The 19,199-nt window shown below is 69.4% G+C and carries 17 protein-coding genes; 7 read left to right on the top strand and 10 right to left on the bottom strand.

Going from position 1 to position 19,199, the window contains the following annotated elements:
* Positions 1 to 135: 135 nt before the first annotated feature.
* The 4 genes from sepH (at position 136) to HPO96_RS11325 (ending at position 7,306) form a co-directional block, all read left to right on the top strand.
* A complete protein-coding gene (gene sepH / locus HPO96_RS11340; protein WP_171673316.1) occupies positions 136 to 1,422 on the top strand; it encodes a septation protein SepH in 1,287 nt (428 codons plus the stop codon).
* Between the two features lie 248 nt (positions 1,423 to 1,670).
* Positions 1,671 to 2,084 carry a hypothetical protein gene (locus HPO96_RS11335; protein WP_171673315.1) on the top strand — a complete coding sequence of 138 codons (414 nt, stop codon included), beginning with the start codon at positions 1,671 to 1,673 and terminating at the stop codon, positions 2,082 to 2,084.
* 277 nt (positions 2,085 to 2,361) lie between these two features.
* Entirely contained in the window at positions 2,362 to 6,210 is a 3,849-nt protein-coding gene (locus tag HPO96_RS11330; RefSeq protein ID WP_171673314.1) for a glycosyl hydrolase family 28-related protein, read from the top strand.
* Between the two features lie 7 nt (positions 6,211 to 6,217).
* Complete coding sequence (locus HPO96_RS11325) at positions 6,218 to 7,306, top strand: Gfo/Idh/MocA family protein (protein WP_171673313.1); 1,089 nt, start codon at positions 6,218 to 6,220, stop codon at positions 7,304 to 7,306.
* On the opposite strand, the gene HPO96_RS11320 is transcribed toward HPO96_RS11325, so the two are convergent.
* From HPO96_RS11320 to HPO96_RS11290, 7 genes are read right to left on the bottom strand one after another with little or no spacing between them, the layout of a single operon-like run.
* On the bottom strand, positions 7,303 to 7,848 hold the full coding sequence (locus HPO96_RS11320; protein ID WP_171673312.1) for a GNAT family N-acetyltransferase: 546 nt from the start codon (positions 7,846 to 7,848) through the stop codon (positions 7,303 to 7,305). The two genes, HPO96_RS11325 and HPO96_RS11320, sit on opposite strands and share 4 nt — an antisense overlap.
* The gene (locus HPO96_RS11315) at positions 7,845 to 9,110 is read right to left on the bottom strand and encodes an ROK family transcriptional regulator (RefSeq protein WP_171673311.1); all 1,266 of its coding nucleotides are present in this window, start codon (positions 9,108 to 9,110) and stop codon (positions 7,845 to 7,847) included. Before HPO96_RS11315 ends, HPO96_RS11320 begins: the two co-directional genes overlap by 4 nt.
* Positions 9,111 to 9,161: 51 nt before the next feature.
* Entirely contained in the window at positions 9,162 to 10,415 is a 1,254-nt protein-coding gene (locus HPO96_RS11310; RefSeq protein WP_171673310.1) for an enolase C-terminal domain-like protein, read from the bottom strand.
* Entirely contained in the window at positions 10,416 to 11,288 is an 873-nt protein-coding gene (locus HPO96_RS11305) for an NAD-dependent epimerase/dehydratase family protein (protein WP_171673309.1), read from the bottom strand.
* Entirely contained in the window at positions 11,285 to 12,166 is an 882-nt protein-coding gene (locus HPO96_RS11300; RefSeq protein WP_171673308.1) for a carbohydrate ABC transporter permease, read from the bottom strand. Before HPO96_RS11300 ends, HPO96_RS11305 begins: the two co-directional genes overlap by 4 nt.
* Positions 12,163 to 13,083: a carbohydrate ABC transporter permease gene (locus HPO96_RS11295; RefSeq protein ID WP_171673307.1), complete on the bottom strand. Its 921-nt coding sequence runs from the start codon at positions 13,081 to 13,083 to the stop codon at positions 12,163 to 12,165. The genes HPO96_RS11300 and HPO96_RS11295 overlap by 4 nt, the downstream gene beginning before the upstream one ends.
* A 3-nt stretch (positions 13,084 to 13,086) precedes the next feature.
* The gene (locus tag HPO96_RS11290; RefSeq protein WP_171673306.1) at positions 13,087 to 14,463 is read right to left on the bottom strand and encodes an ABC transporter substrate-binding protein; all 1,377 of its coding nucleotides are present in this window, start codon (positions 14,461 to 14,463) and stop codon (positions 13,087 to 13,089) included.
* Between the two features lie 138 nt (positions 14,464 to 14,601).
* On the opposite strand from HPO96_RS11290, the gene HPO96_RS11285 reads away from it, so the two are divergent.
* Together HPO96_RS11285 and HPO96_RS11280 are read left to right on the top strand one after the other, a co-directional pair.
* Positions 14,602 to 14,955 (top strand): VOC family protein, encoded by a 354-nt coding sequence (locus tag HPO96_RS11285; protein WP_171673305.1) that lies wholly within the window; start codon positions 14,602 to 14,604, stop codon positions 14,953 to 14,955.
* 38 nt (positions 14,956 to 14,993) lie between these two features.
* Positions 14,994 to 15,461 (top strand): GNAT family N-acetyltransferase, encoded by a 468-nt coding sequence (locus HPO96_RS11280; protein ID WP_171673304.1) that lies wholly within the window; start codon positions 14,994 to 14,996, stop codon positions 15,459 to 15,461.
* Here the strand turns inward: HPO96_RS11280 and HPO96_RS11275 are convergent.
* Entirely contained in the window at positions 15,458 to 16,498 is a 1,041-nt protein-coding gene (locus HPO96_RS11275; protein WP_171673303.1) for a DUF4185 domain-containing protein, read from the bottom strand. The genes HPO96_RS11280 and HPO96_RS11275 overlap by 4 nt on opposite strands.
* Positions 16,499 to 16,727: 229 nt before the next feature.
* Between HPO96_RS11275 and HPO96_RS11270 the strand changes: the two genes are divergently transcribed.
* Positions 16,728 to 17,654: a DUF559 domain-containing protein gene (locus HPO96_RS11270; protein ID WP_171673302.1), complete on the top strand. Its 927-nt coding sequence runs from the start codon at positions 16,728 to 16,730 to the stop codon at positions 17,652 to 17,654.
* Between the two features lie 27 nt (positions 17,655 to 17,681).
* On the opposite strand, the gene HPO96_RS11265 is transcribed toward HPO96_RS11270, so the two are convergent.
* Both HPO96_RS11265 and HPO96_RS11260 read right to left on the bottom strand, forming a co-directional pair.
* Positions 17,682 to 18,503 carry a rhodanese-like domain-containing protein gene (locus HPO96_RS11265; RefSeq protein WP_171673301.1) on the bottom strand — a complete coding sequence of 274 codons (822 nt, stop codon included), beginning with the start codon at positions 18,501 to 18,503 and terminating at the stop codon, positions 17,682 to 17,684.
* A complete protein-coding gene (locus HPO96_RS11260) occupies positions 18,500 to 19,153 on the bottom strand; it encodes a thymidine kinase (protein WP_171673300.1) in 654 nt (217 codons plus the stop codon). Before HPO96_RS11260 ends, HPO96_RS11265 begins: the two co-directional genes overlap by 4 nt.
* Positions 19,154 to 19,199 lie beyond the last annotated feature (46 nt).

Here is a 19,199-nt window from a genome sequence, read left to right as displayed (position 1 = left end):
AGGGCCCTGGTGAGCAGCGAAATTGTGATTTCGTGACGTAACCTCCACAATGACCGGCCGGTACGGCGCGCCGGTCTTGGTCAGGCCCCCCGTCCCGGGAGAGACTGTCGAGAACCGCACAGGAGAACAAAGGCAATGCGCGAGGCGAGGCTCGTCGGTCTGAGCCAGGATGGCAAGCAGCTCATCCTGGCGATGTCCGAGACGGGTGAGGAGTTCGCCGTCCCGGTCGACGACCGGTTGCGTGCGGCCCTGCGCGGCGACCGTGCCCGACTCGGCCAGCTGGAGATTCAAATGGAGAGCGCGCTGCGGCCACGAGACATCCAGGCTCGTATCCGCGCCGGCGAGAGCCCCGAAGCGGTGGCCGCGGTCGCCCAGATGCCGATGGAGCGCGTGATGGCGTTCGCCGGGCCGGTGCTGGCCGAGCGCGACCACATCGCGAACCTCGCCCAGCGCGCCTCGGTCCGCCGCAAGGGCGGCGCCGACGCCCCGACCCGCAACCTCGGCGCCTGGGTCACCGAGCGGCTCCGCATCCGCCACGTCGACCCCGCCTCCGCCGATTGGGACGCCTGGCGCCGCGACGACGGCCGCTGGGCCGTCCGCGTCTCGTACTTCGTAGAATCCGATGACGTCGCGGAGGAGAAGGACGAGAAGATCGCCATGTTCGCCTACGACGCCCCCGGGCGGTACGCCGTCCCGGACGACGACGAGGCGCGCTGGCTGGTCGGCGAGCAGGCCCAGGTCGTCGCCCCGCCGCTGCAGCCGATGCCGCAGCCGGGTGAGCGCCGGCTGACCGCGGTCGCCGATATCGATCTTTCCGTTGCGCCTGACCACGGGTCGGATTCGTACGAGGCCGGCTTCGAGGACACCATCAGCCTGCCGCGCCGCAATCACCCGCCGGCGCGCGAGACGCCGGGACGCGAGCCGGCCGCCGACGTCCCGTACGGCGCCCCGCGGGAAACCGCGCGGGAGGTCTCCCGGGACGACCGTGGCCCGCGCCGGGTGCACGCCGTCCCGAACCCGGACGACGAGCCGACGCTGATCGACGTACCGATCGAGCAGCCGCCGGCGCTGCACCCGACCGTGCGCGCCGTCGAGCGGCCCGCGCAGCCCCCGGCCGAGTCGGCCGCCTTCGCACCGCCGGAGGAGCGCGCCGCCGTCCCGCCGACGCCGTTCCCTGCTCCCGAGGCACCGCCGGCTGTCGACCGCGCCCCGGAGCGAGAGCCGGAGCCACCGGCCCAGCCGGAGTTGCCCGCTGAGCCGCCGCACCCGGAGCCGCAGTCCGCGCCGGTCGAGCAGCCGGCCGCTGAGGCTGCGGAAGAACCGGCCGCGGAAGAGCCGAAGAAGAAGCCCGCGCGCCGGAACTCCAAACGCGCGAGCGTCCCCAGCTGGGACGAGATCATGTTCGGCAAGAAAGCCGACTGACCAGCGCTCCCGAAGCCCGCACCACACCCGGTGCGGGCTTCGCGCTTTCTGACCCCGCAACCACGTGACGGACAGTCGTCCCGGATGGCGGACAGTGTTTGTGGTGTGCCGCGAGCTCTGCCATGATCTTCGGCATGCAGAAGCTGCTGTGTTGTTGCTGTTGTCGCTGACGCGCGCCGTCTGAGGCGCACGAGGCCCTGTCCACTTGGCCCGCCCGCCGACACCAGCACACACAGGAATCAGCTCTGATGAATCTTCCGGCCTTTGCCGATCTTCTCGCGTCCCACGGCCTCCGCCTGCTGCCCGGCTCGCACGCCGTCCCGGTCGAGCTCCTCGTCGAGCTCCCCGACGCCACCATCGGCCACTTCACCGCCCGCGGCACCACCCTCCGCCTCACCCGCTACGCCCCCGGCGCCCTCACCGCCATCACCATCGCCGCCGAATGCGGCTGCGGCGACCACCACCCCCAAACGGGCCCCGACCGCATCACCCTCAGCCGCCACGCCCACCCCCTCTCGCACCACACCCTCGACGGCGAACTCCTCTTCGGCTGGCGCCACCACGAAGCCGGCCTCCTCCGCCTCCCCGACGCCGCCCCCCACCTCTTCACCCTCCTCGCCGAACTCACCACCCCCACCCGAGAACTCGTCGGCGTCGCCTGACTCTCCCAACAAGCAGTTGGTGGTCGGGTGGTCACGTCCGGCGGACTCATCGGCCGGGCGCGGGTTGGTCGGCGCCGGATAAAAGACGGAGGGCATCCGAGGGACTCCGGGTGGTGGTTGGGTTCGTTCGGGGTTGGGTTCCTTCGGGTTGGGTTTGAGGGAGGCGGGTGGGGGTGGCTGGGGTGGGTGGTTGCTGGGGTCTTGAATTAGTAACACGCTTGGTTTAACTTATCGGCGCTTGGACACTGTGCTTCCGGACCGCCACCTGGAGACCTGTATGACCAGACGTCTGCTTGCCCGGTTCTTGCCTGCTTTGTTGCTTGCCGGCGCGGTTGGGGTGCCGCAGGCGCAGGCGGCGACTATGTATCCGAGTGGGGTGGGGGCTGATCTGGGGCCGGCGCCTACGACGCTGGGGGTGAAGCCCGGGGCTGGGGATGATCCGGCGGGGTTGCGGGCGGGGACCGAGCAGGGGCGTGGGTTCTGGCAGACCGATCGGGCTGCTGGGACGGCGTACCTGGAGTTCGACGTCGACCGGGATTACGTGGAGGAGATCGGGACCGACGACGTCCTGGTGACGGTCACCTATCTCGACACCGGCGCCGGGACGCTGGAGCTCCAGTACGACGCCGCGGACAACCCGCAGGCGGATGCGACCGACGTCCAGCTGACCGGCAGCGGGCAGTGGAAGACCGGGATCTTCGCGCTCGGCGACATCGGCTTCACGAACCGGCTCGGGGACGCCGACATTCGCGTGTTCGGCAGTGGTGACGTGACGATCGGCGGGCTCCGCATCAGTACGGCGAGGGCGTCGGTCGAGCTCGGGGCGTCGCCGGCGCAGTCCGGGATCAGCCCGCGGCCTGGTGACCGCGGTGAGAGCCTGGTGACCGGCGTCCAGGACGGCCGCACGTACTGGCAGACCGACCGCACCGCCCCGGCGCCCGGCATGTCGTTCTTCTACATGAACATCGCCGACACCTACCTGTACAACAACACCGGCCTGGTCCTGGTCAGCATCGACTACTTCGACGCCGGCAACGGGCAGTTCGGCCTGCACTACGACTCCCCCGGCACGACGATCCCGGAGATGTTCAAGAACTCCGAGGTCATCACCTACGGCGACACCAAGACCTGGAAGACACACACCTTCGCGCTCCCGGACGCCGTGATGACGAACCGCTCGAACGGCGGCGACTTCCGCATCCACAACGGCGACGGCGCGGTCGACCTCAAGGTCGCCGCCGTCCGGGTCGCCAAGGTCGCGACCACGCTCGACGTCACCGAAGGCCTGCTCGACCTGATCGACACCGCGGCGCGCACCGAGAAATCCGCCCGCGAAGGCACCCGCGACGGGCAGTACCCGGCCGGCAGCCGCGCAACTCTCCGCCAAGCCATCGACGACGCCCGCGCCGTGGCCGGCACCCCGGGCGCGACCGACGTCCAGGTCAAGGCGGCCCTGCAGACCCTGCAGTCGAAACTCGACGCCTTCACCGGCTCGATCGTCGACACCAACTTCGCCGGCACCGGTACGCCGTCCGCGAGCGGCGGCACCGGCGTCGCGAACCTCAACGACAACAACCACCAATCCGCCTGGACCAGCGGCCCCGGCGACTCCTGGATCCAGCTCGACCTCGGCAAGGCCCGCCCGATCAACGACGTCCGCGTCGAATGGGCTCAGGCCTTCTCCCCCGACTACCGCGTCCAGGTCTCGAACGACGGCCGGCAGTTCACCACCGTCGGCCGCACCGGCTCGCCCGGTGGCAACCAGTTCAGCCGCACGCGCTTCGCGACCACGACCGCTCGCTACCTCCGGGTCACGATGACCGGCGCCGACTCCTTCATCGTCCGCGAACTGCAGCTGCGGCTCACGCCCGTCGTGACGCCGAAACCGCGCCTGATCGACACCGAACACCCGACCGAGGACGGCGTCATCGCCGACTTCGACGCAACGGCGTACGGCGCCGATCGCACCGGCCGCAAGGACTCAACCAAAGCCATCCAGCAAGCGATCTACGCCTGCCAGGACGCCGGCGGCGGCACCATCTGGCTGCCGGCCGGCAAGTACAAGGTCACCGACACCATCGAGGTGCACGCCTTCTGCACCCTGCGCGGCGACCGCCGCGACCCTGACCAGCGCTCGCACGACCGGCGCGGACAGGCCGACTACGGCACCACCGTGATCGCCGACCTCAAGCCTGGCAACGACGGCCCGAGCCTGTTCCGGATCGGCGGCAGCGCCGGCGTCCTCGGCGTCACCACCTACTACCCGAACCAGAACGCGACCAACCCGGTGCCGTACGGCTACACCTTCGAGGTCCCCGGCGGCGCCTGGATCGGCAACGAGAACTACATGATGGCGACGGTCGCCGACATCACCATGCTGAACTCCTACCGCGGCATCGGTATCAGCACGCTGCCCAACGACCGCGGGAACGCGCCCAGCTCCGGTCAGGTGCACGAGTCCACGACGATCCGGAACATCCGCGGCACCGCGCTGTTCGAAGGCGCTCGCGCCTATAACGGCGCCGACGTCGGCACCTGGGAGAACGTGGTCTTCAGCAACGCCTACTGGGCGGCCGCGCCGCGCGCCTTCCAGCCGCCGTCCCGCGCCGCGCTCGACACCTGGACGCGCGCGAACGGCACCGGCCTCGCGCTCGGCGACCTCGAGTGGGACCAGTTCCACAAGATCGCGCTCTCCGACTACCGCACCGGTATCCACATCGTCCGCGGTCAGCGGGCCCAGTTCACCGGCAGCTTCCACCAGCTCGACATCCGGCGGACGGACGTCGGCGTCCTGGTCGACGAGATGGACAGCCGGTGGGGCTGGCAGGTCGCGGGCGGCCGGATCGAGGGTAGCCAGCAGGCCATCGACAACAACTCGCAGGGCTACGTGAAGCTGACCGAGGTAGCGCTCTCCGGCGGTCTCGACGGCGTAATTCACCAGATGCCCGGCAAGGCGCCGAGCTACACCCAGAGAGCGCTCCCCAAGCCGGCGCAGCGCCTGTACGTCGCGGCCGCGCCGCACGGGATCGGATACCTCCCGGCCGCCGATGCGACCGCCGCCGTCCAGAAGGTGCTCGACAAGGCGGGCAAGAGCGGCGGCATCGTCTACCTGCCCGCCGGCTGGTACCGGATCAGCACCCACCTGCGCGTCCCCGCGAACGTCGAACTGCGCGGCGCGTCCGCCGTACCGAACCGCGACCAAGGCGGTGCCAGCTACGGAACCGTCCTGCACGCCTTCGAAGGCCGCAACCAGGCTGACGGCACGCCGCTGATCACCCTCGGCAAGAGCAGCGGCCTGCGCGGCCTCCGGGTCTTCTACCCGGAGAACAACCCGGGCAGCGCCGACGGCGTCGTCCCCTACCCGTACGCCGTCCGCGGGCACTCGGGCAGCAACTACGTGATCAACTCCGGCTTCCCGAACACCTGGAACGGGATCGACCTGCGTGGTGACCACACCGTCGTCCGGAAGGTTGCCGGTGCGTTCTTCGACCACGCCATCCGCCTCGGCGCCGGCCGGGACGCCCGGATCGAGGGCGTGCTCTCGAACGGCAACGCGGTCACCCGGACCGGCTACCAGCAGCCGTACTGGATGGACGAGGGGAGGATCTTCGAGCTCGTCATCGACAAGTACATGCGCAAGACCGCCAAGATCGTCACGGTCGACGGCGCCACCGGCGTCCACCTGCTGAACGTGTTCGCCTACGGCTTCCACGACGGGCTGGTCGTGAACAGCGGCCAGGTCCAGGCGATCAACCTGGGCACCGACAACCTCGGCGACGGCGGCTTCACCGTCAAGGTCGTCCAGGGCGCGGTCGAGGTCACCAACATCGCCCGCTACAACGGCGCGACGCTGTCCGGTCCGGCGCTGTTGCGCAACGTGATGGCGATCAACATGGTCCAGCGGAGTGTGAGCGTGCAGGCGAACGGGAACGGTACCGTCCGGATCAGCGGGAACGCATCGGAGCCCGGGAAATACGAACCCGGCGCCCAGGTGACCGTGACGGCGACGCCATCTTCGGATAGCGTTTTCCATAACTGGACCGTGGCCGGGACCGTGGTCTCGACCGAGCCGTCGTACACGTTCCCGGTGACCACGGACCAGGTCCTGACCGCGAACTTCCAGTAGGAGCGAGATGGCTGACACAACCCAGCAGGTCGCGATCGTCGGGTGCGGCATCATCGGCCGCACCCACGCCGACACCATCGCGGAGCGGCCCGACGCGACCGTCACCGCGCTGGTCGACAGCGACCCGGCGGCCCGCGAGGCGCTCGCCGCGCGCCTGAAGGAGGCGGGTCAGCCGGAGCCGACGCAGTACGACGACCTGTCCGCCGCGCTCGGCGGCGGACAGGTGTCCCTCGTCGCGATCTGTACGCCGAGCGGCACCCACGCGGCCCTGGCCGAACAGGCCCTGGACGCGAAGAAGCACGTCGTCATCGAGAAGCCGCTCGACGTCGAGCTGACCCGGGCCCGCCGCCTCGGCGCGGCGGCCACCCGGGCGGCCAACCACGGCGTCATCTCCAGCGTGATCAGCCAGCACCGGTTCGACGCCGGCAGCGCCCAGGTGAAGCAGGCCATCGATGCCGGTCGTTTCGGCCAACTGACGTCCGCCACTGCGTCGGTCGCCTGGTGGCGCAGCGACGAGTACTACGCCTCGGCCGGCTGGCGCGGCACCTGGGAGCAGGACGGCGGCGGCGCCCTGATGAACCAAGGCGTGCACACCGTCGACCTGCTGCTCTGGTTCATGGGCCGCCCGGTCAGCATCTACGCCCAGGCGATCCGGGCCGCACACCACGCGATCCAGGTCGAGGACACCGTCGTCGCGACGCTCACCTTCGAGAACGGCTCGATCGCCACCCTGCACGCGACCACCGCGGCCTTTCCTGGTGGCCGGACGCGGGTGTCGGTGCACGGGACCGAAGGCGGCGCCGAGGTCGAGGACGACCTGCTCGCCCGCTTCAACGCCGACGGCCAGAAGGACGACCAGTCCATCGACGCCGGCCCGCCCGGCGGTCACAAGGCGCAGTACGACGACATCTTCGCCGCGATCGCCAACAACGAGCAGCCGGGGATCACGGTGAACCACGCGATCGACGCGCTGGCCACCGTCCGCGCGGTCTACATCGCGTCGACACTGCAGCGCCCGGTCAAGTTCGTCGACGTCCTCGAAGGCCGGTACGACGACATCGACGTCTCCCGCGGGATCGGCCTCCCGCCCAGTTAGAGCGGACGGTTGTGCAGGACTCGCTGGAACAGATGCGAGTCCTGCCAGCCGCCCCCGATGTACAGATACTCGGGCGCGGTTCCGATCTGTTGAAAGCCGGTACGCCGAAGCACGGTCTGAGACGCTGTGTTGGCGACCTGTGCGCTGGCGGCGAGCCGGTGCAGCTTGAACTCGGTCTCAGCGATCTTCGCGACCGCCTCCACCGCGGCCGTCATCAGCCCGCGACCGACGTACTCGACCGAGAGCCAGTAGCCGAGATCCGCACTGCGCAGGCAGCCGCCGATCACATCGTTCAACCCGATCAGACCGGCGACGCGCGGGCCGTCGGCCAGCATCCACGTGCCGCCGCGGCCCTCGTCGTACCGCTCCTGCATCGCGACGATCCGGTCCCGCTGGTACTCGCCGGTCAGCCAAGCGGCCGGCCGATCCGGCTCCCAGCGGGCCAGGTGCCGGCCACACCGCAGGTACGCGTCGGCCAGCTCGGGGCCGTCGTCCGGGGTGAAGTGGCGAAGCTCGATATCAGGAGCGAGTTGCAGCGTCACTTCGGCAGCCTACGAGCCTGACTCGACCCGCTGACCCGAGGGGTGAACGCGTCGTGGAAGATCGTCGACGCCGCGCCGACCGCGGCCGCATCCGCCCGCAGCATCGACTCCTCGACGGCGACCGGACGGATCGCCCGCGCGACCGGATGCGCATTCACCGCGCGGCCGATCTCGGTCATCAGGATGTCCGAGACCTCCGGCGCGAACGCCGGCCCGCCGAGCACCACGAGCTCGATATCGAGCAGGTCCACCAGACCGACCGCACCCTGCCCGATCACCTGCGCGATCCGCGTCGCCGCCTGCCGCGCGGGCTCGTTACCCGCTGCGACCGCGCGACAGACCGCCTTGTAGCGCTTGGCCTCATCTGTCGCCGTCGCGTCGGTCTCGACGTACCCGTACTCCGCGGCGATCACCGGGAGCGAGGCGGTCGGGTTGCACTCGGGGAGCATCCGCGGGCCGCTTTCGGCGTCCCACTCCCCCATCCGCAGCGCCGCGACCTGCCCGAACTCACCGGCGTTCGCCGTCCCGCCGCGGTAGATCGAGCCGTTCAGGATCAGGCCGCTGCCGACGCCCGTCCCCAGATAGAGGTAGGCGAAGTCGCGGGCCCGGGCCGAGCGGCCGATCCAGCGCTCGCCGATCGCGGCCGCCGTCCCGTCCTTCTCGACGAGCACCGGGTGGTTGAGTTTGCCCTGCAGCAGGTGACGGATCTTGAGCCCGCGCCAGGCCGGCTGCAGCGGCAGCGCCTGCAGCGAGCCGTCGGCATCGATCGGGCCCGGTACGGCGACGCCCACGCCGAGCATCGACTTCAGATCCACCTGGCTGATGCTGAGTGCCGCGGTGACGGTCGCAGCGGTCAGGTCGATCAGCTTGTCGGTCGGCAGGTCGTCGGCCAGGTCGACCGTCTCGCGACGCACGATCGTGCCGTCCAGGTCGACGACGGCGACCGTCAGCAGCTCCGGGTCGAGGTGGATGCCGACCGCGTGCGCGGCATTCGACCGCAGGCGCACCGGCGTCCGCGGTTTGCCGAGCCGCTCGGCGCGCTCCTGCGCCTCCTCGACCAGCAGCCCCTGCTGCAGCAGGATCCGCAGGATGCGCGAGACCGACTGCTGGGTCAGCCCGGTTCGCCGGGAGATCTCCGTGCGGCTGATGATCCCCGCCAGCCGGATCGTCTCGATGATCACGGCCTCGTTGAAGGACCCCAGGTCGTACTGGTTGGCCCCCGCGCGTCCGGGCTCCTCGAAGCCGTCGTCGGCCGTCACCATCGTGCACCTCCCCGTCGTATCAGCCGTGATCGTACTGCGCTCACGGCGTCCTCACGGCGCTTCGAGCGCCCCGTCGATGCGGCGCACCCCGGCCGCCCACTCATCGTGTCCGGACAACTCCGCCGGATAACGGGCGGCCGCGGCCAGATCGAGGTCGATCCCCCAGCCCGGCGTGTCGTTCGGCGTCAGCCAGCCGTTCTCGATCCGCAGCGCGCCCGGGAACACCTCGTAGGTCGCGTCGTTGTAGAGGTGGCCCTCTTGGATGCCGAAGGCAACTGATGTGACGTCGAGCGCGACATTGGCGGCGGCGCCGATCGGCGAGGTGTCGCCGGGCCCGTGCCACGCCGTCCGGACGCCGCAGAGCTCGGCCAGGTCGGCGAGCTTCCGCGCCGGGGTGAGCCCACCGATATCCGACACATGTGACCGGATGAAGTCCACGCCGCCGTCGCGCACCAGCCGAACCGCATCTGTCATGGACGTCGTCAGCTCGCCGACGGCCAGCGGCACCGGGGAGGCGGCACGCACCTCCGGCAGCCGGTCCCAGTGCTCCGGCGGCAGGACGTCCTCCAGGAAGAACAGCCCGAACTCCTCCAGCGACCGTGCCAGCAGCACCGCCTCCTTCGGCGTCAGCCGCGAGTGCACGTCGTGCAGCAGTTCGGTGTTGGCCGGCAGCGCATGCCGAGCCTCGGCGAACAGCTCCGGCGTCGCGCGCAAGTAGTCCCGCGCCGACCAGCCGTTCCGGTACGGCGCATCCGGATACAGCGTGGGGACCTGGGGAGCGCCGTACCCGCCACCACCCGGCGTCGACATCTGCAGCCGGATGTGCCGCAAGCCCTGCGCGACCAGCTTCTGCGCGTGGTCGAGGGTCTCGTCGATCGTGCGGCCGCTGGCGTGCAGGTAGGTGTCGGCCGCGGCCCGGACCTTGCCGCCGAGCAGCTCGTAGACCGGCATCCCGGCGCGCTTACCCGCGATGTCCCAGAGCGCCTGGTCGATCCCCGAGATCGCGTTGTTGGTGACCGGGCCGCCGCGCCAGTAGCCGCTGAACCCGGCCAGCCGGGTCAGGTCGCCGATGTCGCCGGGGTACCGGCCGATCAGCAGCCGGGCCAGATGCTCGTCGACGAAGGTCTGCACGGCCTTCCAGCGCTGGGTGAACGTCGCGCAGCCGAGCCCGTACAGCCCCGGCTCGGTGGTGTCGATCTTCACCACCACCAGCGGGATGCCCTGCGGCGCAGTGACGATCGCCTGCACCTCGCGGATCCGGACGTCGTCGCGGACCGGCCAGGGCTGCTCGAAGTTCGAGGGCATTCAGAGCTCCAGGGTAGGGAGGTCGAGTTCGTACCGGGCCTCGAAGCCCAGCACGGTACGGACGGCCGTCAGGTCGATCGGGACCTCCCGGCCGACGAACCGGCGCAGCCGCGGCACGTCCGGTGCGAAGGCATCGAGCAGCGCATCGGTCCGGTACGGCGCGTTGGTCGTACCGGCGGCCACGAAGAACGTGTGCGCGCCGGACAGCTCGGCGGTCAGACCGAGCTCGATCGCCGACGCCGCGTCCCGCGTGTCCAGATAGCTCCAGGCCTCGCGCAGCCCGGCAGCCGGCTTCTCCCGGAGCTGATCGGCCTGAGCCTGCAGGATCGCAGCCGAGTTCGTATGCGGGAAACGCAGGGCAACCACGTCGATCCCCCAGCGCCGCCAGGCCATCCGTGTGGTGTTCTCGTCGTTCTGCTTCGACAGCGAGTACGCGTCCGCGATGTCGACCGGCATCCGCTCGTCCCACGGGTAGTACGCCGGGCGGACGTCGTGCAGGTTGAACGGCAGCCCGATCGCGTTGATGCTGCTCGCGACCACGGCCCGCTTGATCCCGAGCGCGCCGGCCTGGGCGAGCACGTTGAACGTCGACACGACATTGATGCTGTAGACGTCGTACGGCGTCCCGGCGGACGGGTGTGCGAGCGCGGCGAGGTGGACGACGTACTCCGCACCGCTCAGCGCCGCGGCGACATCGGATTCGGACCGGGTGTCGCCGATCACCACCCGATCCGCCTTCAGATCCGGATGCTCGGCGTTCGACAGCGTGGTGACGAGCGCGCCGAGCTCGTTCAGCCGCTGAACGGCGACCAGCCCGATCCGCCCGCCGGCGCCGGTGACGAGCACTCTTCGGCCGTTGAGTGCAGCTGTCATTCCTTGATGCCTCCCGACATTCCGACACCTTTGAGGAACTGTTTCTGGAACACCAAGAACAGCACGACGGGGATCAGCACGGCCAGGAACAGCGCGCTCATCTGCAGCGAGATCTCGGTCGTCTTGGCCACCCGCGGCAGCGCCACCGAGATCGGCTGCAGGCGCGGGTCGGGCAGCACGAGCAGCGGCCAGAGGTAGTCCTTCCAGGAGCCGATGACGGTCAGCAGCGCGACCACACCGACGATCGGCTTGGACAGCGGCAGGATCAGCGCGGTGAACATCCGCAGGTTGCTCGCGCCGTCGATCCGGGCCGCCTCGATCAGCTCACGCGGGATCGAGTCGAAGTACCGCTTCATCACCAGCACGTTGAACGCGCCGGCCGCCGAGGGCAGCCAGACCGCCCAGAACGTGTTCTGCAGGCTGACGCCGAGCACGGGCATCTTCAGGATCGTCATGTAGAGCGGGACGAGCGAGATGACTCCGGGCAGGAACAGCGTCGCGAGCACGGCCGCCGTGACGACCGGGCCCCACTTCGGCCGCAGGACGCTCAGCACGAACGCTCCCGTCGTGCAGACGAACAGCGTGGAGATCATCGAGCCGATCGCGATGATCGCGGTGTTGCCGAGGTAGGAGCCGATCTGGACCCGGTTCCAGGCATCCGGGATGTTGCGCCACTGGATTCCGGAGGGCCACAGCTGCATCGGGCCGCTGAGGATGTCCTGGCTGGTCGACACACCGGACTTGAGCAGCCAGAGCAGCGGGCCGACGCCGGCCACCAGGACGCCGATGAAGAGCAGCACCTGGATGATCGGGAGCCCGATCCGGACGGCGGTGCGCTGCCGGTCCTTGATCGAGATGATGCCGCGCTCGTGACTCATGTCGTGCTCCAACGGCGAGTGACGAAGTGGTAGACGACCGACAGCACGCACAGGACGCCGGCCAGCAGCACGCTCAGCGCGGTCGCGGCGCCGAAGTCGCCGTTGATGAACGCGTACCGGTAGATCAGCAGCAGGATCGTGGTGGTCGCGTTGTTCGGGCCGCCGCCGGTGAACAGGAACGGCTCGGTGAAGACCTGGAACGTGCCGATCAGCTGCAGCAGCATCATGATGAAGATGATTCCGCGGATCTGCGGGAGCGTGACGTGCCAGACCCGGCTCCAGATCCCGGCGCCGTCCAGCTCGGCCGCCTCGTACAGATCGGTGCGGACGCCGGTCAGCGCGGCCAGGTAGATGATCGACGTCGCGCCCGCGCCGGCCCAGGTCGCCTCGAGCACGATCGCCGGCATCGCGAGGCTCTGCGAGTTCAGCCAGGCGAACGGCCCGATGCCGAACCAGCCGAGGATCGCATTGAAGACGCCGGACTCGCTCGGGTCGTAGAAGAAGGTCCAGAGCAGGATCGCGGCCACCGGCGGGACGACGGCCGGCAGGTAGGAGAGCACGTTGTAGAGCCAGCCCGTGCTGCGCAGCTCGCTGACGAACACGGCCAGGAACAGCGGGACCGGGAATCCGAAGACGAGCGCCAGGGCGGCGAAGTACAGGGTGTTGAGCGCGGCCTGCGGCAGCTGCGGGTCGGTCAGCACGTAGCTGAAGTTCGCCATCCCGACCCATTCGGGCGCGGTGACAAGGTTGTTCTTCTGGAAGCTGAGGACCAGGCCGCGGACGATCGGGCCCCAGGAGAAGTAGAGGAACGTCAGCACCAGGGGGACGGCGAACAGGACGGCGCTGAGCCCGCCGGAGCGGTACCAGGTCACGATCGACCCGGTACCGCCGCGGCTCTGCTTGGTTGACTGGAACATGGGCTACCGCGCGAGGCGCGCGTCGATCTTCGCGGCGGTGTCGCTGAGCAGCTTGTCGATATCGGCGTCCTGCTTGGTCAGCACCTGCTGGACGACCGGGTCGAGCAGCGAGTAGACCTCCTGGCCCTTGTTCCCGGGCTCGGGTAGCAGCTTGAGCGTCGTCGTCGAGTCGACGTAGCCCTGGAACTGCTTGACCGGGACGTTCACGAACGGCTCACGCCACTTGTTGTACCGGTCGTAGGTCTCCTGGCTGAGCGGCGTGATACCGGGCCGGCCGACGAAACCCTTGTCGGCGATCGTCGTCCGGGCGTCCTTGACGGCGACGGCCTCGGAGGTGAACTTGTCGAACTGGTCGAACTTGATCCACTTCAGCGCCGCGACGATCTCGTTCTTGGTCGCCTTCGGGCTGATCATCTTCAGCGACCCGCCGGTCAGCGTGCCGTGCGGGCCGCCGTCCTGCGGAAGCGCGCCGTGACCGTAGTCCGCCGGTTTCATCGCGAAGTTCTTCACGCTCATGTCGTAGGCGTCCGGCGCCTGCATGACCATGCCGATCTTGCCGGCGGCGAAGTCCTGGCGGACCTCCTCCTGGTTGTAGAGGAAGCGGCTGCCCATCGAGTTGTCGGTCCAGCGCATGTCCTTGAGCAGCTGCAGGGCCTTCTTGGTCGGCGCGTCGTTGAACGTCGACTTCTTGCCGTCCTGGCTCTGGACCGTGCCGCCCATGCTGTAGGTCATCGTGGTCAGCATCCAGCCGCCGGTGTTGTTCGTGGTCAGCTGCGCGTAGCCGGCCTTACCGGTCTTCTCGGTGATCTGCTTGGCGTACTGCCGGACCTCGTCCCAGGTCGTCGGCGGCTTGTCCGGATCGAGGCCGGCCTGCTGGAACAGCGCCCGGTTGTAGGCCAGCCCGACCGAGAACACGTCGATCGGGACACCGTAGATCCGGCCCGCGCCGTCCTGGACGATCTTCAGCACGTTCGGGTTCAGGTCCTTGGTCAGGTCGACCAGCTTCAGCTCGTCGGTGATGTCCGGCAGCTGCTTGTTCGGGATCATGTTGGCCGGCTCGGTGAAGCTGATACTCATCACCGTCGGCAGCGTCCCGCCGGCCACCTGGGCCTGGAACGTCTGCGCCTGCCAGGCCGTCTCGGTCGACTTCACCGTGATGTTCGGGTGTTTGGCGGTGAAGTCCTTGATCTTCTGCTCGAACGCCTTGATGTCGTTCGGCTTGTCGGGGGTGGGACGGTCCCCGATCGTGATCGTGACCGGGGCGTTCTCGTCGATCGCGCCGGTGCTGTCCGCGGGCGTCGTACCGTCGGCGCACGCCACCAGGCCGAGCGCCAGTCCCGCCACGCCGACCACGGCGCCCAACCTGCTCACACTCTTCATGCGAACTCCTCACAAGGGAATTTCGAGTAAGTTAAACCAAGCGTGTTACTAACTCAAGACCCAAGTGGTCACGGATGTCGAGACCGGTCGGGCGGCTCCGACGTCACCTCCGACAGGTCACTACTTCCGGAGGTCTTCATGAACCAGGTGGTCCACTTCGAGATCGTCGGCGCCGACGCGGCCCGGCTCCAGGCGTACTACGCGGAGCTTTTCGGCTGGACGTACGCCGTCGGCGACGCGGTCTCCCCCGAGGTCGCCGCCCCGGGCACCTACGGCTTCGTCCAGGCCGGTCTGAACGGCGGCGTCGCGGGCGGGGACAGTGCTCGGACGGTGATCTACGTCGGCGTCGACGACGTCGGGCTCGCGCTGGGTCACGCCGAGCGGCTCGGCGGGAAGCGCGTCTTCGGGCCGTTGGGGACGCCGGGGCAACTCGTGATCGGTCAGTTCACCGATCCCGCGGGGAACCTGATCGGCGTCGCCGGGAGCAAATAGGTCGCAGCGGGGACTCCGGGTCGTCGAGAATCGGCCGCATGCTGATTCGCGCGGCGACTGCCGACGACCTGGAGTTTCTGACGGCGATGTTGTTGGAGGCCTACAACTGGGATGGGACGGCGACCTTCACGATCGAGGGGTTGCGGGCCGATGAGCACGCGGCGCCCTATCTCGCCGGGTGGCCGCGGGTGGACGACTTCGGGGTGATCGCCGAGGTGGACGGCGTACCGGCGGGGGCTGCGTGGGCGCGGCTGATCCCCGGCGGGTACGGGTTCGTGGCGGACGACGTACCGGAGCTTTCACTCGGGGTGTCGCCCGACTTCCGCCGGCGCGGGATTGCGCGGGCGCTGCTCACCGAGCTGCTGGAGGCGGCGCGGGCGGCGTCGTACGAGCGGCTGTCGCTGAGCGTCGACCCGGCGAACCCGGCGGCCGGCCTCTACCGATCGCTGGGCTTCGGCAAGGTCGGCGTCGCCGGGACGTCGGACACGATGGTGGTCGAGCTCTAACCGAAGCCGCGGACGCGGAACTGCATTGCCCGGTACGGCCAGCCGGCGTCGGTCTTCCACTGGCTCACCGACAGGTGCAGGTCGGCGAGGGTCGAGCCGGGGATGATGTAGCCGCCGTAGAGCTGGGCGACGTGATTGTCGTTCTCCTGACCCCAGGCGCCGCCGTAGATGAGGGTCTGGCGGTGGGCCGTGTAGAGGTTCGACGTCGGCGTGTCCATGATGATGCCGTCGATGCGGTAGTCGCCGGCGTTGAACCAGGTCAGGATCCATTTCCCGCCGAGCGGGCGCAGGCACAGCTCGCCGAAACTGCCGTTCAGGATCGGCGTCGCCGGGTTGCCCCAGCCCCAGGCGTTGTTGCGGAACCCCCACGGCTCGTACGCCGCCGGGTTCGCGAGCTGGTTGCTGCGGACACGCTTCAGGATGATCGGCTTGTTGCGCTGGAAGCCCGTCGAGTACACGTAGACGTACCCGTCGTTACCCTCACCCCAGGTGATGCACTGGAACAGCCCGCCGTCGAGGTCCGGCGCGAACTTCGCGCCGGTGTGGTACCAGTTCGCCCCCGAGTTGTCGCTGCGCCAGATCTCCGTCCACACGACGTTGCCGAGCCCTTTGTTCACCATCACGTGCAGGTACATCGACCCGCCGATCGTGATCACATCCGACGGCAACACCGTCGAGAACGTCGGGTTGTCATGCGGGTAGTCCCAGAACTGCTGCGCCGCCGCCCCGCCCACAGCCCCCGACCACGTCACTCCCCCGGCCAGATTCGTCGTCGTCGACCACAACCCCACCGGCGACCGCCACCACCCACCCCCGACCCGAGCCTGTTCGAACGTATCCCCGAACACGTACAACGTCCGCCCGTCCGGCGTCCGCGCCGGAATCCCTAGATCCGTCCCCGCCATCCGGAACCGATCCGTCAACCCCGGCCCGGTCAAATCCTTCACCTTGGTCGTCACCACCGCCTGCAGCGCCAGCAACCCCGCGACCGGCACCGCAGCCGCACCCTTCAACACACTCCGACGCGAAACCTTCATCGAGAACTCCCACACTTCGAGGCGGACGGGAAATCGATTTCACCGCCACCATCCAAGAGCCCGCAACCGAAGTCAACCCCTCCCGCCCGAACCGAAGAACGGGTAAAGGTCCCCCGTCACCGCCAGGCTCACGCTCACGCCACCGCCTGCAGCCCGACTACTACCCGTTCGTCGGTACGCCTGTGGACAACGTCCGACGCCAACGGCCGAAAGTCGGCAGGATGCTGGGATGACGCCGGTCGCCGAGATCCTGGCCCAGCTGGGCGGCTGGGCCACCTTCGGCGACCTCCGGAAGATCACTGGTCGGCGCGCACTGGCCGGCGCGCTCGCGCGCGGCGACGTGGTCCGGCCGGCCCGCGGCATCTACTGCCACCCACAACTAGCCGATGATCGGTCCGCCGCAGCCGCACACACCGCGGTCCTCTCCCACACCAGCGCGGCGCTGGCCTGGGGGCTTCCGCTGCTGGTCGCTCCGCCGAAGGCCCACCTGACCATCCCGACCAACCGCAACGCCAGGCCAGGGCCACCTGCCGTGCTGCACTGGGCAGACCTCCCAGCAGCCGACCTCCGTCGCGGCCGAACCTCGCTCGAGCGCACTGTCCTCGACTGCGCCCGCATCCTGCCCTTCGGCGAGGCCCTCGCGATCGCAGACGCTGCGCTCGCCACCGGCCGACTCACGGCGGAAGAGCTTCAGGCGGCAGCGCTGCGCTCCCGCGGACGCGGGCGGCCAAATGTCGTCCGCGTCGGATCTGTGGCGGACCGGCGGTCCGAGAGCTTCCTGGAGTCTGTGCTGCGCGGCGTGCTGCTGTCGGCGGGCATCGAGCGATTCGAGCCACAAGTGCTCGTGGGTACGCCGGGCGGCCGCGCGCGAGTCGACCTAGGCGACCAGGTCGGCCGGATCGCACTGGAGGCCGAGGGCTACGAGTTCCACGGCACCCCCGCGAAGTTCGCGGACGACTGCCGACGGTACGACGAGCTCGTCAGCGCGGGCTGGCTGGTGCTCCGATTCACCTACCAGCACGTGCTTGGCGATCCGGACTGGGTCGTCGACACCGTCCGTAGCGCCATCGCCCAGCGAGCAGACGAACGGGTAATAGTCAGCCGCGAGCCAGACCAGCGAAGCCGGCGACCGCTCACGCGCGGTGGCCGGTGGTGACCAGTACCCGTTCGTCGGTACGTCGGATCAGTCGCGGCCGGTGGCGATGGGGCGGGTGGGGTCGGTGATCCAGTCGGACCAGGAGCCGATGTAAACGGGGGCCTGGATGCCGAGGGTGGTGAGGGCGAGGGCGGTGTGGGCGGCGGTTACGCCAGAGCCGCAGTAGGTGGCGATGTTGGTGTCGGGGGTGACGCCGTGGGTGGCGAAGTAGTGCTGGAGGTCGGCGGCGGGTTTGAAGTGGCCGTCGGGGGTCAGGAGGGCGGCCATCGGGGTGTTGACGGCGCCAGGGATGTGGCCGGCGATCTTGTCCATGGGCTCGACTTCGCCGGCGAAGCGTTCGGGGGCGCGCGCGTCGAGGAGGACGCCGGTGGCAGCGACCTTCGCCGCGCCTTCGGCGTCGACGAGTGGGAGGTGGCCGGGGGTTGCCGTGAAGGTGCTGGGGGTTACGGAGGGGACGGCGGTGGTGAGTTCGCCGCCCGCGGCGCGGTAGGCGGCCAGGCCGCCGTCGAGGACCCGGACGTCGGTGAGGCCGTAGTAACGGAGGATCCACCAGGCGCGGGCGGCGGCGAGGGAGTTGGCGGCGTCGTAGACGACGACCGGCCCGTCGGCGGTGGCGCCGGTACGGCGGATGAGGGCGGTGACGGTGGCTTCGTCGGGGAGGGGGTGGCGGCCGGGGCCGGGCGGGGCGGCGAGCTCGGTGTCGAGGTCGACGAAGTGGGCGCCGGGGAGATGGCCGGCGTCGTACGCTTCGCGCCCGGGCGGCCCGGCCAGGTTCCAGGTGGCGTCGATCAGCGCCGGCTGCGGGTCGAGCGCGCGCAGCTCGTCGACGGAGATCAGGGGGCTGGTCACGATGCGGCTCCTCCAAAGGGCAGGACTTCGGGTGACAGGGTGGCGCGGGCGCGGGCCTGGGTGAGGCGGCGCCGGTGGTGCCGGCGGCACAGGACTTCGTACGCCATCTCCGTCGCGTTCGACTCGATGTCGCCCACCGCCAGCTGCTCGCCCTCGGTCACCATCTCGCCACCGATCGTACGGGCGTTGTGCGTGGCCCTCTCACCGCACCAGCACAACGCCTCGACCTGCAGCAGCTCCATCCGGTCCGCCAGCTCGACCAGCCGCGCGGACCCCGGGAACAGCGTCGCCCTGAAGTCGGTCAGGATGCCGAAGCAGAACACGTCGATCTGCAGCTCGTCGACCAATCGCGCCAGCTGCTCGATCTGCAGCGCGCTGTAGAACTGGGCCTCGTCGCAGACCACGTAGTCGATCCGCCCGCCCTGGGTGAGCTCGTTCACCACGTGATCCCAGAAGTCGAACTCGGCCCGCACCTCGATCGCCTCGGCCACCAGCCCGAGCCGCGACGACAGCACCGACTCCCCCGCCCGGTCATGACTGGTGAAGATCCGCCCCCGCCTCCCCCGCGCCTTGTGGTTGTGATCCATCTGCAGCGCCAGCGTGGACTTACCGCAGTCCATGGTCCCGGTGAAGTAGAGCAGCTCAGCCACGGGCGATCATCCTGCCAAGTCAGCCGCCGCGCCCGCACTCCGGGGG

Source organism: Kribbella sandramycini, from assembly GCF_013131805.1.
In the GTDB taxonomy this organism is placed as follows: Bacteria; Actinomycetota; Actinomycetes; order Propionibacteriales; family Kribbellaceae; genus Kribbella; species Kribbella sandramycini.
Note: the sequence above shows the minus strand (reverse complement) of the source record. Positions and strands in the feature narration are given on the sequence as shown.

Coding starts and splice junctions, on each gene's coding strand:
- sepH (WP_171673316.1), top strand. CDS start 136: ATGCGCGAGGCGAGGCTCGTCGGTCTGAGCCAGGATGGCAAGCAGCTC.
- HPO96_RS11335 (WP_171673315.1), top strand. CDS start 1,671: ATGAATCTTCCGGCCTTTGCCGATCTTCTCGCGTCCCACGGCCTCCGC.
- HPO96_RS11330 (WP_171673314.1), top strand. CDS start 2,362: ATGACCAGACGTCTGCTTGCCCGGTTCTTGCCTGCTTTGTTGCTTGCC.
- HPO96_RS11325 (WP_171673313.1), top strand. CDS start 6,218: ATGGCTGACACAACCCAGCAGGTCGCGATCGTCGGGTGCGGCATCATC.
- HPO96_RS11315 (WP_171673311.1), bottom strand. CDS start 9,110: ATGGTGACGGCCGACGACGGCTTCGAGGAGCCCGGACGCGCGGGGGCC.
- HPO96_RS11310 (WP_171673310.1), bottom strand. CDS start 10,415: ATGCCCTCGAACTTCGAGCAGCCCTGGCCGGTCCGCGACGACGTCCGG.
- HPO96_RS11305 (WP_171673309.1), bottom strand. CDS start 11,288: ATGACAGCTGCACTCAACGGCCGAAGAGTGCTCGTCACCGGCGCCGGC.
- HPO96_RS11300 (WP_171673308.1), bottom strand. CDS start 12,166: ATGAGTCACGAGCGCGGCATCATCTCGATCAAGGACCGGCAGCGCACC.
- HPO96_RS11295 (WP_171673307.1), bottom strand. CDS start 13,083: ATGTTCCAGTCAACCAAGCAGAGCCGCGGCGGTACCGGGTCGATCGTG.
- HPO96_RS11290 (WP_171673306.1), bottom strand. CDS start 14,463: ATGAAGAGTGTGAGCAGGTTGGGCGCCGTGGTCGGCGTGGCGGGACTG.
- HPO96_RS11285 (WP_171673305.1), top strand. CDS start 14,602: ATGAACCAGGTGGTCCACTTCGAGATCGTCGGCGCCGACGCGGCCCGG.
- HPO96_RS11280 (WP_171673304.1), top strand. CDS start 14,994: ATGCTGATTCGCGCGGCGACTGCCGACGACCTGGAGTTTCTGACGGCG.
- HPO96_RS11275 (WP_171673303.1), bottom strand. CDS start 16,498: ATGAAGGTTTCGCGTCGGAGTGTGTTGAAGGGTGCGGCTGCGGTGCCG.
- HPO96_RS11270 (WP_171673302.1), top strand. CDS start 16,728: ATGACGCCGGTCGCCGAGATCCTGGCCCAGCTGGGCGGCTGGGCCACC.